This window comes from Hydrogenophaga sp. GW101-3F08, from assembly GCF_059424585.1.
This window is the reverse complement of record NZ_JBWKZP010000006.1, coordinates 81223-96515: the sequence shown is the minus strand read 5'-3', so window position 1 is coordinate 96515 and position 15293 is coordinate 81223. Positions and strand designations below refer to the sequence as shown.

General features: G+C 59.3%; 15 protein-coding genes. 12 read left to right on the top strand and 3 right to left on the bottom strand.

Annotation, left to right across the window (positions count from 1 at the left end):
* The first annotated feature begins 60 nt into the window (after positions 1-60).
* Both msrP and msrQ read left to right on the top strand, forming a co-directional pair.
* A complete protein-coding gene (msrP, locus tag AC07YZ_RS16160; protein WP_494795445.1) occupies positions 61-1068 on the top strand; it encodes a protein-methionine-sulfoxide reductase catalytic subunit MsrP in 1008 nt (335 codons plus the stop codon).
* 137 nt (positions 1069-1205) lie between these two features.
* Positions 1206-1799: a protein-methionine-sulfoxide reductase heme-binding subunit MsrQ gene (msrQ, locus tag AC07YZ_RS16155; RefSeq protein ID WP_494795444.1), complete on the top strand. Its 594-nt coding sequence runs from the start codon at positions 1206-1208 to the stop codon at positions 1797-1799.
* A gap of 36 nt (positions 1800-1835) precedes the next feature.
* Here msrQ and lysA read toward each other — a convergent pair whose 3' ends face one another.
* On the bottom strand, positions 1836-3131 hold the full coding sequence (gene lysA, locus AC07YZ_RS16150; RefSeq protein WP_494795443.1) for a diaminopimelate decarboxylase: 1296 nt from the start codon (positions 3129-3131) through the stop codon (positions 1836-1838).
* Positions 3132-3210: 79 nt separating this feature from the next.
* The gene (gene lptM / locus AC07YZ_RS16145) at positions 3211-3516 is read right to left on the bottom strand and encodes an LPS translocon maturation chaperone LptM (protein WP_494795442.1); all 306 of its coding nucleotides are present in this window, start codon (positions 3514-3516) and stop codon (positions 3211-3213) included.
* A gap of 15 nt (positions 3517-3531) precedes the next feature.
* Between lptM and cyaY the strand changes: the two genes are divergently transcribed.
* The gene (gene cyaY, locus AC07YZ_RS16140; protein ID WP_226491785.1) at positions 3532-3861 is read left to right on the top strand and encodes an iron donor protein CyaY; all 330 of its coding nucleotides are present in this window, start codon (positions 3532-3534) and stop codon (positions 3859-3861) included.
* On the opposite strand, the gene AC07YZ_RS16135 is transcribed toward cyaY, so the two are convergent.
* Complete coding sequence (locus AC07YZ_RS16135) at positions 3851-6280, bottom strand: penicillin-binding protein 1A (RefSeq protein ID WP_226491786.1); 2430 nt, start codon at positions 6278-6280, stop codon at positions 3851-3853. The genes cyaY and AC07YZ_RS16135 overlap by 11 nt on opposite strands.
* 268 nt (positions 6281-6548) lie before the next feature.
* On the opposite strand from AC07YZ_RS16135, the gene AC07YZ_RS16130 reads away from it, so the two are divergent.
* The 9 genes from AC07YZ_RS16130 (at position 6549) to AC07YZ_RS16090 (ending at position 15288) form a co-directional block, all read left to right on the top strand.
* Complete coding sequence (locus tag AC07YZ_RS16130; protein ID WP_226491787.1) at positions 6549-7628, top strand: pilus assembly protein PilM; 1080 nt, start codon at positions 6549-6551, stop codon at positions 7626-7628.
* The gene (locus AC07YZ_RS16125) at positions 7625-8248 is read left to right on the top strand and encodes a PilN domain-containing protein (RefSeq protein WP_226491788.1); all 624 of its coding nucleotides are present in this window, start codon (positions 7625-7627) and stop codon (positions 8246-8248) included. Before AC07YZ_RS16130 ends, AC07YZ_RS16125 begins: the two co-directional genes overlap by 4 nt.
* A 17-nt stretch (positions 8249-8265) precedes the next feature.
* Positions 8266-8949, top strand: a complete 684-nt coding sequence (locus tag AC07YZ_RS16120) for a type IV pilus inner membrane component PilO (RefSeq protein WP_226491789.1) — start codon at positions 8266-8268, stop codon at positions 8947-8949.
* 38 nt (positions 8950-8987) lie between these two features.
* The gene (locus tag AC07YZ_RS16115; RefSeq protein WP_226494668.1) at positions 8988-9497 is read left to right on the top strand and encodes a pilus assembly protein PilP; all 510 of its coding nucleotides are present in this window, start codon (positions 8988-8990) and stop codon (positions 9495-9497) included.
* Positions 9494-11653: a type IV pilus secretin PilQ gene (locus AC07YZ_RS16110; protein ID WP_413465728.1), complete on the top strand. Its 2160-nt coding sequence runs from the start codon at positions 9494-9496 to the stop codon at positions 11651-11653. The genes AC07YZ_RS16115 and AC07YZ_RS16110 overlap by 4 nt, the downstream gene beginning before the upstream one ends.
* Positions 11654-11686: 33 nt before the next feature.
* Positions 11687-12100 carry a hypothetical protein gene (locus tag AC07YZ_RS16105; RefSeq protein ID WP_226491790.1) on the top strand — a complete coding sequence of 138 codons (414 nt, stop codon included), beginning with the start codon at positions 11687-11689 and terminating at the stop codon, positions 12098-12100.
* 117 nt (positions 12101-12217) lie between these two features.
* Positions 12218-12784, top strand: coding sequence for a shikimate kinase (locus tag AC07YZ_RS16100; protein ID WP_494795441.1), 567 nt, complete (start codon positions 12218-12220; stop codon positions 12782-12784).
* A 118-nt stretch (positions 12785-12902) separates the two neighbouring features.
* Positions 12903-14024: a 3-dehydroquinate synthase gene (gene aroB, locus AC07YZ_RS16095; protein WP_494795440.1), complete on the top strand. Its 1122-nt coding sequence runs from the start codon at positions 12903-12905 to the stop codon at positions 14022-14024.
* 88 nt (positions 14025-14112) lie between these two features.
* On the top strand, positions 14113-15288 hold the full coding sequence (locus AC07YZ_RS16090; protein WP_494795620.1) for a deoxyguanosinetriphosphate triphosphohydrolase: 1176 nt from the start codon (positions 14113-14115) through the stop codon (positions 15286-15288).
* The last annotated feature ends 5 nt before the right edge of the window (positions 15289-15293 follow it).

Here is a 15293-nt window from a genome sequence, read left to right as displayed (position 1 = left end):
GCCAGGAACTTTGTAAGAATGGACCGGTTCCCACGACCTACGGGAAACCAGGAGCCATTCATGATCATCCGCAGCACCGACAACGGGTTTCAGCACCCGGTTTCCAGCGACATCACACCGCCGTCCGCCTACCTGGGGCGCCGCGCCTGGCTGCAGCGGCTTGCCCTGGGCGTGGCCGGCCCGGCCATGGCCAGCTGGGCGGCGCGTGATGTTTTTGCCCAACCGGGTGTGCCAACGCGCCCGGGGCGCCTGGCTGCCCTGAGCGGGGCCCGCTCGACCGTGCCGGGCGCGACGACGGTCGAGACCGTGTCCACCTACGAACACGCATCGGGCTACAACAACTATTACGAATTCGGCACCGACAAAACCGACCCCGCGGCGTACGCCAAAACCCTGAAGCCTCGGCCCTGGACGGTGGCGGTGGAAGGCCTGGTCAACAGGCCCGGCAGCTACGACATCGACAGCCTGCTCAAGCTGGCGCCGATGGAGGAGCGCATCTACCGCTTGCGCTGTGTCGAGGGCTGGTCCATGGTGATTCCGTGGGTCGGTTATTCCCTCTCGACGCTCATCCGCCAGGTCCAGCCGCAGGGCAGTGCGAAGTACGTGGAATTCATCACCCTGGCCGACCCGCAACAGATGCCGGGTCTGCGCTCCCATGTGCTGGATTGGCCTTATGTGGAGGGCTTGCGGCTGGACGAGGCGCAGCACCCGCTGACCCTGCTGGCGTTTGGCATGTACGGCGAGGTGCTGCCGCATCAGAATGGCGCGCCGCTGCGCCTGGTGGTGCCCTGGAAATACGGGTTCAAGAGCGGCAAGTCGATCGTGAAAATCCGGTTCACCGAACAGCAGCCCGGCACCGCCTGGAACCGCGCAGCACCCCAGGAGTACGGCTTCTATTCCAACGTGAATCCCGAGGTGTCGCACCCGCGCTGGAGCCAGGCCACCGAGCGCCGCATCGGGGACGAGGGTGGGTTGTTTGCCAAGCGCCGCAAGACGCTGATGTTCAACGGGTACGAACCCCAGGTGGGGCAGCTGTACGCGGGCCTGGACCTGCGTCGCTGGTTCTGACCCGGCGCATTTCCCCCCTTTTTTAAAGCCATTGATCCCGCATGCGCAGCGCCACGGCCTCCCGGACCCTGCCCTCCGGTTCACCCGCCACCGTTCGCGGCACGCCGTCCCGCGCGAATCGCTGGCTCGCGCACGGCATGGTCAAACCGCTTGTGTTTGTGCTGGCCTGCCTTCCGGCCGCCTGGTTGTTCTGGGCTGCAATGAACGACCAGCTCGGCGCCAATCCGGCCGAGGCCTTGATCCGCTCATTGGGTGATTGGAGTCTGCGGTTTCTGGTGTTGGTGCTGACCGTCACGCCTTTGCGTGAACTCACCGGCTGGTCGACGTTGGCCCGACTGCGCCGCATGATCGGCCTGTTTGTTTTCTTCTACGTGTGCCTGCACCTGCTGGCCTACGCCTGGTTCGACATGGGGTTCGAGCTGGGTGAGATCGTGGCGGATGTGGCCAAGCGCCCGTTCATCCTGGTTGGCATGATGTCTTGGGTGCTGCTGGCGGCACTGGCTGCCACGTCGTTCAACCGGGCCATCCGGCGCCTGGGCGCAAGGCGCTGGCAGGCTTTGCACCGAGGGGTGTACGTGGTGGCAGTGCTGGCGGTGCTGCACTTTTTCTGGATGCGCAGCGGCAAGAACGACTTCGCCGAAGTGGCGGTGTACGCCACCCTCCTGGGGGCATTGTTGGCCTGGCGGCTGTGGCGGCTGTGGCGGCGCTTTGGACCGGGGGCGCGTCGCTGAGGGGGCGTTGCGTTTGAGCCTCTGGCTGTTCGTTGCTCAGAGGGTCGGCAACAGGGTTTCCAGGCGGAACTGGTCCTCGGCCGTTTCGCGCGCCCGGATGAGCGTGGCGGCGTCGCCGTCCACCAACAGTTCGGCCGCTCTGCCGCGGGTGTTGTAGTTGCTGGCCATGCTCATGCAGTAAGCGCCCGCTGACAGCACGGCAAGCCAATCGCCGGCCTGCACGTTCAAGGCCCGATCACGGCCCAGCCAGTCGCCGCTTTCGCACACGGGGCCCACCACATCCCAGGTCGTGGTTTCGCCTGGGCGTGGGGAGAGCGGAACGATCTGGTGGAAGGCCTGGTACATGGCCGGCCGTGGCAGGTCGTTCATGGCGGCGTCCACGATCAGGAAATTCTTGTGCTCACCGGGTTTGAGGTAGATGACCTCGGTCAGGCAGACGCCCGCATTGCCGACCAGTGAGCGACCGGGTTCGATCAGAATCTTCCGGTCACCGAACCCGCGCGCGTCGAGCTTTTGCAGCAGCCGTTGCCACAGGGTGTCGGCAGCCGGGGGTGTGTCACCCCGGTAGTCGATGCCCAGGCCGCCGCCAAAGTCGATGTGGGCAATCGGCACGCCCGCAGCCTCAATGGTCTCGACCAGGTCCAGGATGCGGTCCATGGCGTCCAGGTAAGGGTCGGCTTCGGTGATCTGCGAGCCGATGTGGCAATCGATACCGACCACGCGCAGGCCACCGCAGGCCGCCGCATGGCGGTACGTGGCCACCACATCTTCATGGGCGATGCCGAATTTGTTGTCTTTCAGCCCGGTGGAAATGTAGGGGTGTGTTTTGGCGTCCACATTGGGATTGACGCGCACGCTGACCGGCGCACGCAGACCCATGCCTTGCGCGACCTCGTCCAGCACATCCAGCTCGGCGCGGCTCTCCACGTTGAAGCAGCCGATGCCGACCTCCAACGCGCGGCGCATCTCGCGGCGGGTTTTGCCCACGCCCGAAAAAATGACCTTGGCCGGATCGATCCCCGCAGCGAGCGCTCGCTCCAGTTCACCCCCGGAGACGATGTCCAGACCGCAACCCGCCTGCACCAGGGTCTGCAGAATGGCCAGCGTCGAGTTGGCCTTCATTGCATAACAAATCTGGTGATCGCGTCCGGCCAGCCCACGCTGGTATGCGGCCAGGGCCGAAAGCATGGCCGCGCGGCTGTAGACAAAGAGCGGCGTGCCATGCTGCTGGGCCAATGTGGACAGCGACACCCCCTCGACCATGAGCTGACCATCCTGGTACGCGAAAAATGGCGGAAGTGTGGAACTGGAAATGCCGGGCGTTGGAGCCATGGGGTGTTTGATGTCGGTGTTGGCGGCTCGCAGCCCCGCGGCTTGATCGAGACGCTGCAGGCCAGGGGGCTGGCCGGGATCAGGGCGTGGTTTCGGTGGCGGGCTCGGTGCTGGGTTCCGCCGCGTCGCTCTCTGCGGCCGCGTCGCTCTCTGCGGGAACGACTTCCGCAGGAACGACCTCGGTCGGGCTGACCACGGCCGGGCTGTTCTCCACGGGAAGGACCCGTTTCACCGCCGCAGGACGCTTGGCCGCCTGGGGGCTGGGCAGATACAGGGGGCCCTTCTGACCACAACCTGCGCCCAACAGGCCCAGCGCGATCAACATCGCGCCGCCCACGATGCGTGTGTGGGCAGGAATGGCACCTAGAATTCGGGATATCTTCATAGTGATTGCATTGTAATGACCGACACCGAGTATCTGGATCGCGCGGAAGCCTTGCTGGTCGCCATTGAGCTGGCCTGCGACCGCATCAACGAGCTGACCGATGCCGACATCGATAACCAGCGTGTGGGCGGCATGATCACCATCACCTTTGCGAACCACAGCCAGATCGTCGTGAACCTGCAAAAGCCGCTGCAGGAAGTGTGGATGGCCGCTCGTGCCGGTGGATTCCACTACCGGTACGACGGCCAGGCCTGGATGGACACCAAGGGGCAGGGTGAATTTTTCGCCCACCTTTCCCGCTATGCCAGTGAGCAGTCGGGGCAGTCGTTGACCTTCAGTTCCTGAACAAATCCAGGATGCTGCGACGGTCTTCTGACTGAGGCTTGGCCGCGGCATCGTCGCCGGTTGCGGGTTCGGTATCCCCACCACCGTTGGTGGCCGCGCCGGGCCAGGGGTCCTGCAGACCCAGCCCATGCACGCCGCGTCCAGGGCCATATTCTTCGTAGTACCACTCGCCGCCGACATTGATCAGGCCGGGGGGCGGGGTGTATTCCGTGACTGGCACTCCCTTGAGCGCTTCCGTCATGTACGTGATCCAGATGGGCAGGCTCAGACCGCCTCCGGTTTCGCGGCTGCCCAGGTTGCGCGGGTTGTCGTAGCCGACCCAGGCCGCCGCGACCACGGTCGGCTGGTAGCCGACGAACCACGCATCCACGGAATCGTTGGTGGTCCCGGTCTTGCCGTAGAGATCGGGCCGTTTGAGCGTGGCCTGGGCCCTGGCCGCGGTACCGGTCCGGGTGATTTCCTGGAGAAGACTGCTCATCAGATACGCGTTGCGCGCATCGATCGCACGGTGGGAGTCGCTCAGGACGGGTTCGGGCGCTTCAAACAGCACCTTGCCTTTCTGCTCGACCACGCGTGTGATCAACGTGGGTGCGATCCGGTAGCCACCGTTGGCAAACACGGCGTAGCCGGTGGCCATCTGCATTGGCGTGACCGCGCCCGCGCCCAGTGCCATGGTGAGATAGGGCGGGTGTTTGTCTGCGTCGAATCCGAACCGCGTGACCCATGCCTGCGCACTCTGCGTGCCCACCAGTTGCAGCACGCGGATGGACACCATGTTCTTGGACTTGGCCAGAGCCCGACGCACCGACATCGGTCCTTCAAACTGGCCGTCGTAGTTTTTGGGTTCCCAGGGTTTGCCGCCGGTCTGACCCGCCGTGTAGAACAACGGGGCGTCGTTCACCACCGTCATGGGTGAGACCCCTTTTTCCAGCGCGGCGGAGTAGATGAAGGGCTTGAAACTGGAGCCGGGCTGTCGCCAGGCTTGCGTCACGTGGTTGAACTTGCTTTTCTGGAAATCGAATCCCCCCACCAGCGACCGCACTCTGCCGCTGCGGGGATCCAGTGCCACGAATGCCGACTCCACCTCGGGCAGTTGGGTGATGCGCCAGGCGCCTGAGCCTGTCTTGATCACGCGGATCACCGCCCCGGGGCGGATCTTGATGTTGGGGCCGGCCTTTTCGGACAGACCGGACTGCGCCGGCCTCAAACCCTCGCCGGTGATTTCGAACGGCTCCCCGTCCTGACGCACCGCCACGACCTTGCGTGCCGTCGCGGTCAGCACCACGGCCGACATCAGGTCGTCGTTGTCCGGTCGCTCGTTGAGCGCCTCGTCAATCGCGTCGTCGCGAGCCGCCTTCTCGCCAGGCAGATCGATGAACAGCTCCGGTCCACGGTAGATCTGTCGGCGCTCGTAATCCAGCACTCCCTGGCGCAGTGCGCGGTAAGCAGCCTCCTGTTCGGCCGCACGCAGGCTGGTGGTGACCGTCAATCCGCGGGTGTAGGCTTCATCTCCGTACTGCGAGACCATGACTTGTCTCACCATCTCCGCCACGTAGTCGGCATGCACCTGGCTGCGGACACTCCCCATTGATCGCAGCTTGAGCTCCTCGGCCTTGGCTTGCTCCGCCTGCTCATGGGTGATGAAGCCGTTCTCTTCCATGCGCTCGATGATGTACTGCTGGCGGGCGCGTGCACGTTTCGGGTTGGTGATCGGGTTGTATGCCGACGGGGCCTTGGGCAGACCCGCCAGCATCGCCGCCTCGGCAATGCTCACGTCCTTCAGGGGTTTGCCAAAGTAGGTTTGTGCCGCGGTCGAGAAGCCATAAGCACGTTGTCCCAGAAAAATCTGGTTCATGTAGATCTCAAGGATCTGCTCCTTGGACAGCTGGTGCTCCAGCTTGAACGTCAGCAAGACCTCATAGATCTTGCGTGTGTAGCTTTTTTCTGCAGAGAGGAACACATTGCGCGCCACCTGCATGGTGATGGTGGACGCACCCTGGCTTTTGGCTTCGCCCAGGTTGGCCAGCGCGGCGCGGAGCATGCCCCGGTAGTCCACGCCGTGATGCTCGAAGAAGCGCGAGTCTTCGATCGCCAGGACGGCGTTCTTCACCACTTCGGGGATCTCGTTGATGGTCAACAGATTGCGACGCTCTTCGCCGAACTCGCCGATCAGTTGCCCGTCCGCAGTGAGCACACGAAGAGGCAGCTTGGGTCGGTAGTCGGCCAGATCTGCCACATCGGGAAGATTGGGGTAGGCCACCGCCAGCGCGATGCCCACCGCGATCAGGATGGCCGTCACCCCGGCCACAGACACCCCCACCAGCCCTACCAACAGCCGGCCCAGCGAGATCAGAATGCCACGCCCGGAAAAGGCGGCAGAGGGACGGGCTCGCGGTGCAGAATTTTCGTCTTGTGGCATGGGGTTGGCCGAGGGGAGGGAGTCTGATTATAAAAATCGGGCTGTTGCGAGGACGCCCTAGGGTTGCGTCATATTGTGAGTTGTTGTGCGTTTCTGGCTGCCTCGGTCGTCGTTCATGGGGCTGGGGGCGTTTTTTGCGTATGCTTTTGACAACGTTTCCTTTTGTCTCAAAGACAAAAAATCTTTGCCGCACAAGGGGCTTGCTGCTAGCATTCAAGTGAATTCTTAAGTCTGGCGCCCTGCAGCGCTGCCATTTATGGGGGTCTCCTTGATCTCATTGGGTTCGTTATTCAGCCGGGAGCCGGCACCGTTGCTGGGCATAGACGTCAGTTCGTCGAGTGTCAAGCTGGTTGAGCTTGGCCGTAACCGCTCGGGAGACCTGGTCCTGGAGCGCTGCGCCATGGAGCCCCTGGAGCGGGGCTGGATCACCGACGGCAACATCGAAAAGTTCGATGAAGTGGTCGAGGCGGTTCGGCGTGTGGTCCGCAAGAGTGGCAGCAAAACCAAAAACGTTGCCTTTGCGTTGCCCGCGTCGGCGGTGATCACCAAAAAAATCATCCTACCAGGCGGGTTGTCTGACAAAGAGCTCGAAGCGCAGGTGGAGTCGGAAGCCAATCAATACATTCCCTTCTCTCTGGATGAAGTGAGTCTTGACTTCTGTGTCGTAGGCCCGAGCGCCACCTCGGTGGGAGACGTGGAGGTGTTGATCGCCGCGTCCCGCAAGGAAAAGGTGTCTGACCGGCAGGGCCTTGCTGAAGCGGTGGGTCTGAAGCCGGTTGTCATGGATGTGGAGTCATACGCCTCGCGCATGGCTGCGGGTCGGGTGATCGAAACGTTGCCCAACCAGGGGGTGGACTCCTTGGTCGCACTGTTTGAGGTGGGTGCGCTGACCACCAGCATGCAGGTCATGCGAAATGACGATGTGCTCTACGAGCGTGATCAGGCTTTTGGTGGTGCACAGCTGACGCAGTTGATCGTTCGGCAATATGGTTTTTCTTCGGATGAGGCCGAAGCGAAGAAACGTTCTGGGGATCTCCCGGAAGACTATCGGACGACGGTTCTTGATCCATTCATTGAAAGCATGGCGCAGGAAATCGGGCGCGCGTTGCAGTTCTTTTTCACCAGCACGCCTTACAACAAGGTCGATCACATCCTTTTGGCGGGAGGCAGTGCAGCACTGCCCGGCCTGACGGAGGCGGTCACCCATCAGACTTCTTTCGCCTGCATGGTGATCAATCCTTTTGATGGCATGGAAATGGCTTCCAATGTCCAGGCTCGCAAGATCACCAGAGAAGCTCCCTCCTACCTGACGTCAACCGGTCTGGCGCTTCGGAGGTTCTACCAATGATTCTGATCAATCTGCTGCCTCATCGGGAGGCGAGTCGCAAGAAGCGCAAAGAGCAGTTCTTCTCCCAACTGGGCTTGTCGGCATTGCTTGGTGGTGTGATCTGCGGGGCCATTTTTACGTGGTACCAGGGACAGATTGCTGTCCAACAAGGACGCAATACTTTTCTGCAGGGTGAAATTGCTCGACTGGATGATGAGATCAAGGATATCGCCAGCCTGCAGGCGCAAATTGCTTCTCTGCGTGCAAGACAGACGGCGGTGGAAGACCTTCAGGGAGATCGAAATCTGCCGGTCCATTTGTTGGATGAGCTGGTGGTGCAACTGCCGGATGGAATTTACCTGTCCAGCATGAAGCAAGAAAATCAGAGTGTTTTGTTGACCGGGATTGCTCAATCTCAGGAGCGGGTTTCCGATCTGTTGCGAAATCTTGCGAACAACAGCCCGTGGCTTGAAAAGCCCGACCTGGTTGAAATCGTTGCAGCGACAGAGGATCTGTCCAGCCGTGATAAGAGACGAGTCTCAAAATTCACGATCCGGGTCACGCTCAAACGACCTGCTGCAGCCGGTGCAACGCCAGCGGCGGGCGAAAAGATCAAGAATGTGGCTCCGGGCAAGGTCTGAACTGGGTATACAAGACAATGGCAAAAACACCCAAAATGAACCTGGACCTAAAACTGGTTCAGGACAAAATCCAGGGGCAGTTCAAAGGGCTCGACCCGAACGATCCATCCGAGTGGCCACTGCTGCCTCGCGGTTTGCTGTTTGTGGTGGTATGTGCGGCTGTTATTGCGGGCATGTGGTTTGCATGGCTCAAGTCGATTGACGAAGAGTTGCTTGCGGAAAAAACACGCGAAGAGCAGCTGCGCGAGGACTATCGGAAAAAACTGGTTCAAGCAGTCAATCTTGATGCGTTGAAGAAACAACTTGAGCAGGTGCAGCAATACGTAAGCCAGCTCGAGAAGCAGTTGCCAAGCAAGGCAGAGATGGATGCCTTGTTGTCGGACATCAACCAGGCTGGGTTGGGGCGGAGTCTGCAATTTGAATTGTTTCGCCCTGGTCAGGTGGTTGTCAAAGAATACTATGCCGAACTGCCCATTACGGTTCGTGTCACCGGACGCTACCATGATGTTGGACTTTTTGCTGCAGATATTGCCAATCTGTCGCGTATTGTCACGCTGAATAATTTGTCTTTGGTGCCCGTGAAAGATAGGGCAGGTGTGTTGACGATGGATGGCACAGCCAAAACCTTCCGCTATCTTGATCAGGAGGAGATTGCTTTGCAGCAGCAGTCGGTGAAAAAGAAGAAGGAGGCTGTCAAGTGAATTTCAAGTTTCCACTGAGTCTGGTATTGCTGTCATCCATGTTGGTGTTGTTGGGGTGTACCTCTTCTGAGCAGGAAGAGTTGCGACAGTGGATGCAGAGCGAGCGAAATTCCATTCGACCGCAGATCAAGCCGATCCCCGAGCCCAGTAAGTTTATTCCGCAAAGCTACGCTGGTGAAAGCTTGACGGACCCGTTCAGTGCCGAAAAGTTGGCCAGTGTGATGCGAGGAAATCAGGGGCCGTCGTTGGGCGGCTCTGCATTGATTGAGGCAGAGTTGAACAGGCGGAAGCAGCCACTTGAAGCGTTTCCTCTGGATACCATGTCGATGGTTGGAAGTCTGACACGTCAGGGGCAATTGGTTGCATTGGTTAAGGTTGATAATTTGCTCTACCAAGTGAAGGTGGGTAATTATCTGGGGCAGAATTATGGTCGGGTGCTTGATATCACCGAAACAGAAGTTGCTCTGCGTGAAATTGTTCAAGATGCTGCAGGTGAGTGGATTGAGCGCACTTCGGGGTTGCAGTTACAAGAGGATGTGAATAAATGATTAAACCTAAGATGGCGACTGACCAGAGTGCGTTGAATTTGAAAATGGTCAGGGCAATGGCTTTTGCCTGTTTGGCATTTACATCGTTCCTGGCGCAGGCCCAGAACGCAATTCAGTCCCTGACCGCCAGTGTCCAGGGTGGGGTGGAGGTTCTTCGCATCGATACAACCGAGCCGCTCTCCGGTGTTCCTGCAGGATTCGTCATACAATCGCCCGCGCGCATTGCGCTTGATTTTCCGGGGGTGATCAATGCGATAGGGCGTAGTGTAATTGAGCTTAATCATGGGAATGTTCGCTCAGCCAATGTGGTGCAGGTTGGAGATAGGACTCGAGTTGTTATTAACTTGAAGAATCCATCTGCTTACCAGGCAAAAATTGAAGGAAAATCATTGGTCGTTTTGCTGGAGAGGCCAGAATCTGGAACTCCTGCGCCAACAAGTGCACAGGCGGTCTTTGCGGAGAGTCAGAACCGAGATGTGGTAGCTCTGAAGGATATCGACTTCCGCCGTGGTGTCGGTAACGCCGGGCGAATTGTTGTGGATCTTGCAAACAATCAGGTCGGTGTGGATATTCGGCAGCAAGGGCAGAATCTGGTGGTCGAGTTTTTGAAGACCTCGTTGCCTGAAGGTTTGCGCCGCAAGCTGGATGTGAGCGACTTTGGCACGCCAGTGCAGACCGTGACCTCCAGTCAGAGTGGTGATCGTGTCCGTATGGTGGTCACACCTAGGGGCAACTGGGAGCATTCCGCCTATCAAAGTGATAACCAGTTTGTACTGGAGGTCCGAGAGCAGAAGGTTGATCCTTCCAAGCTCACTCAGGGCCCAGGATACAATGGCGAAAAGCTGTCTCTGAATTTCCAGAACATTGAAGTGCGGTCGCTGTTGCAGGTGATCGCGGACTTCACCAATTTCAACGTGGTGACCTCGGATTCCGTGACTGGCGCTGTCACGTTGCGCCTGAAGGATGTGCCTTGGGACCAGGCTTTGGACATCATTCTTCAAGCCAAAGGGCTTGGTATGCGCAAGTCTGGCAACGTGCTTTGGATTGCTCCGAAGGACGAAATTGTCGCTCGCGAAAAGCAGGAGCTTGAATCGAAGGTATCGATAGAGAGTCTGGAAACCTTGAGAACACAGAGTTTTCAGATGAATTATGCCAAGGCCAGCGATATTGCCGAACAGTTGGCCGCGGCAAGCAAGGGCGCCGCTGGAGAGGGCAGCGCAAGAATGCTGTCTACGCGGGGAAGTGTGATCGCCGAGCCCAGAACGAATCAGCTGTTTGTAACCGATATTCCTTCCAAGCTGGAGCAGGTGCAGCAACTTATCGCCAAACTTGACATACCTGTTCGACAAGTCCTTATCGAAGCGAGGATTGTCGAGGCGGATGATCGTTTTGGACGATCTTTGGGGGTGAGACTGGGCGGCAGTGATTTGCGTGGTGTTAGAGGTGGTGAGCCGGGATATAGCGTTGGTGGTGCGAATCGGATTGCGATTGGTGGCAGCTATAACGCGGTATCTAGCACAACAGTCGAGTCTGAGAATGTGCTCGATACACTCAACACCAGTTTCGTGAACCTGCCGTCCACTGGTGCTGGTGGTTTTCAGCCGGCCGCATTTGCGTTGTCTCTTTTCAGTTCTGCTGCCAATCGATTCTTGAATCTTGAAATATCGGCACTTGAGGCCGATGGACGAGGGAAAATTGTGTCGAGCCCGCGGGTGGTGACTGCTGATCAGGTCAAGGCCTTGATTGAACAGGGTACAGAATATCCATATCAGACGGCCACTTCGAGCGGTGCCACTGCAATCGCATTTCGAAAGGCCAATCTGAAGCTTGAGGTCACTCCTCAGATCACTCCTGAGGGGAGCATCATCTTGGATGTTGATATCAACAAGGACAGTCGTGGCGAAACCACGACCGCAGGTATTGCAATCAACACCAAGCACGTGCAAACGCAGGTATTGATTGAAAATGGTGGGACCGTGGTGATTGGTGGCATATTTGAGCAGATCGAAGTGGATGATGTGACCAAGGTGCCGTTGTTGGGGGATATTCCTTTCATGGGTCATTTGTTCAAGAATAAAAGCAAAACGGCGAATAAATCGGAGTTGTTGATCTTCATCACGCCGCGAACGATCACCGATCGTGGTGTGACTCGATGATGGCGTTATTTGCGTAAGGCAAAGGATATGGGTATGAACTGGTTGAAAGTGTCTGGATCTCTCTTGGTTGCTGGCGCACTGGCTTCTTGTGGGGGAGGGGGGGATGTGGCGGGCGACACAGATGAATTCTTCACGAATCCTTCGGAGATTAAATGGAGCACTCCAGCGGGAAGCTCTTCGTGTAAGGCGGGTGGCGGAGCCGGCGGTGAAACCTTGGTGACCATCGTTGGTGGGACTCCCCCATTTAGGATCCACAACCCTTCGCCTGACTCAATAGGACTCGATAGGACGGAGGTCACGGGGAAAGATCCAGTGTTTAAGATCACCACGTTGGGTGGCTGTATGGAAGGCGTCGGAGTGCTGGTGCTTGACTATCATTCGAGGTCTGCCGTTGTTGAGGTGACCGTTGAAGAGGCTGCGGCGGAAGAGGATGCGGCGGCAGAATAGTTAGCCTGTTTCCTTCAGCGGTTGATATAAATCATATTGAGTAAATTATTTGTTGCGGTGTTTGCCCAATTTGAATGATCGCGAGGTTTTGCTAGGTGTTATAAGGTCATTTTTATTGTGCAGGCCCATGCTCTGATCTCGTTGGTTGGTTTGCCCGGGTCTGGCAAATCGACCATCGGCCGGCAGCTCGCCCGCCGTCTGGCACTTCCCTTCTTTGATTCTGACCACGTGATCGAACAGCGTCTGGGTTGTTCGATTCGTGAGTTTTTCGAACGAGAGGGCGAGGCTCGTTTTCGGGATGTGGAAGAGGGGGTGCTGGACGAGTTGACCCAAGGTCCGGCCTGCGTGTTGTCCACCGGTGGTGGTTCGGTTCTGAGGCCGACGAACCGGTTGCATCTTCGGGAAAGAGGGCAAGTCGTGTATTTGCGGTCAACTCCTGAAGAGGTTTATCGACGGCTGCGGCACGATCGAAACCGTCCATTGCTGCAGGTCGCGGACCCGTTGCAACGCTTGCGCGACTTGTATGACGTGCGTGATCCCTTGTATCGGGAAACGGCGCACTACGTGGTCGAAACTGGGCGTCCCTCAGTTTCGACACTGGTCAACATGATCATGATGCAGCTGGATATGGCGGGAATATCCGGTGGATCGCAGCCCGGCGGAAGCGAGGTTGGCAACGGGTGATCGGCCGCTCTTGGACTCTGCAGTGCCCCGTGGGTGGGGGTGCTTTTGTCGCCCGCGTCGTCCGGGTTTTGCCCCGGGCCAGGTTTTTGCTGTTGAGCAGGCTCTAAACTCGTGGGCTATGCAGCATCAGACATCCTCATCTTCGAGCGAGCGCGTCCAGATTCATCTGGGTGATCGCAGTTACAGTATTGTGATTGGTGCCGGGCTGCTGGACCTTCCCTCAAGCTATGAGGGGCTGCCGTCGGCAGTCAGCGCTGTCATCGTGACGAATGAGACGGTGGCGCCGCTCTATCAACGCCGCCTGCAGGAGGCGTTGGCATCCCACTTCGACACCATCCACGTGGTAACCCTGCCCGATGGGGAGGCCTTCAAGACCTGGGAGTCGCTCAACCTCATTTTTGATGCCCTGTTGCGCCATGGTTGTGATCGCAAGACTGTCCTGTTTGCGCTTGGAGGTGGTGTGATTGGCGACATGACCGGGTTCGCGGCAGCGAGCTATATGCGGGGTGTGCCATTCGTGCAGGTGCCGACCACCTTGTTGGCGCAGGTGGATTCGTCGGTGGGGGGCAAGACCGCCATCAACCACCCGCTGGGCAAGAACATGATTGGGGCCTTCTACCAGCCACAACGGGTCATCTGCGATCTGGAGACGCTCAATACGCTGCCACCGCGTGAACTCAGCGCCGGGTTGGCCGAGGTCATCAAATACGGCCCGATCGCTGACATGACCTTCCTGGAGTGGATGGAGGCCCATGTGGCCGAGCTGCTCGCCCGGGACCCTTCAACCATGGCTTACGCGGTGCGGCGCAGTTGCGAGATCAAGGCCGATGTGGTGGGTCAGGATGAGCGCGAATCGGGCCTGCGGGCCATTCTCAATTTCGGACACACCTTTGGACATGCCATCGAGGCGGGCATGGGCTATGGGCGGTGGCTGCATGGCGAGGCGGTGGGTTGCGGCATGGTGATGGCGGCCCGGCTTTCGCAGCGTCTGGGGCTGGTGGATGAAGGCTTCGTGCTGCGACTGACGCGCTTGATCGAACGTGTGGGCCTGCCGGTGGTGGCGCCGGTGCTGGACGTGGCCGACAACGCCGGCCGTTACCTGGCTTTGATGCGGGTGGACAAGAAGTCCGAGGCGGGGGAAATCAAGTTCGTTCTCATCAATGGGGCCGGGCAAGCCCTGGTACAAAGCGCACCCGACCACGTGGTGGCCGAGGTGATTGAAATGAGCTGCCGCGCATGAGCTCCCGCACCGGGTCTTGTTCCGGCTGGACGGTCGAGATGGTGCGGTGTCGGCGAGGGGTACGGCGTTGATTGAGGTTGGTGCCTCCATAGGCCTGGCTGTGTATGCCAGCCATCCGGAGCACAGCCGCGGCCGGCGGTTTCCCGAACCCGAGGCCCCCACGCGCACGGCTTTTCAGCGCGACCGCGACCGCATCATCCACAGCACCGCATTTCGCCGTCTGGTCTACAAGACCCAGGTCTTTCTCAACCACGAAGGCGATCTGTTTCGCACGCGCCTGACCCATTCGCTGGAGGTTGCGCAACTCGGACGCAGCATCGCGCGTTCGTTGCATCTGAACGAGGATCTGGTCGAGGCGATCGCACTCGCACACGATCTGGGACACACGCCCTTTGGTCATGCCGGTCAGGATGCCCTGCACGCCTGTATGAAGGCGCTGACGCCGGTCAGCGTGGCTGGGGATGGCGGCTCGGAAGAAGGCGCTTGGGGCTTCGAGCACAACCTGCAGAGCCTGCGCGTCGTGGACAAGCTGGAGGAGCGCTACCCGGCCTTCGACGGATTGAACCTGACGTTCGAGACCCGGGAAGGCATCCTCAAACACTGCTCGCGCGCGAACGCGCAACGGTTGCAGGCGCAGGACCCCAGTGGCGTGGCGCAGCGTTTTCTACAAGGTGGTTCGCCCTCGCTGGAGGCGCAGCTGTGCAATCTGGCCGATGAAATCGCCTACAACGCGCACGATATCGACGACGGTGTGCGCTCGGGGCTTCTCACCCTGGAGCAATTGGGCGAAGTGCCTTTGTTTGCGCAGTACCACCGGCAGGCCCTGGCCGCCCACCCCCACTTGGGTGGACGGCGCCTGTTGTTCGAATCGATCCGTCTCATGCTGAGCGACCAGGTCTATGACGTGATCGACACCACACGTGCGCACATCGAGGTGTCCGGCGTGGACAGCGTGGATGCGGTGCGGGCTCGTGGGCCTCTGGTGGCGTTCTCGGCCGACATGGGGGGCCGTTCACAAGTGCTCAAGGGATTCTTGTTGCGCAACCTGTACCGCCATCCGCAGGTCATGGAGACCACCGATCGGGCGCGGCGTGTGGTGACCGAGCTGTTTGCCTTCTACATGCAGCGGCCCACCGAGTTGCCCGACGCTCATGCACGAAGTGGGCATCGGGCGCGGGCCGTGGCCGATTACATCGCCGGCATGACGGATCGTTTCGCCATCCGCGAGCACGAACGCCTGAGTGGTGCGTCGCTCTTCCCTTGAACACT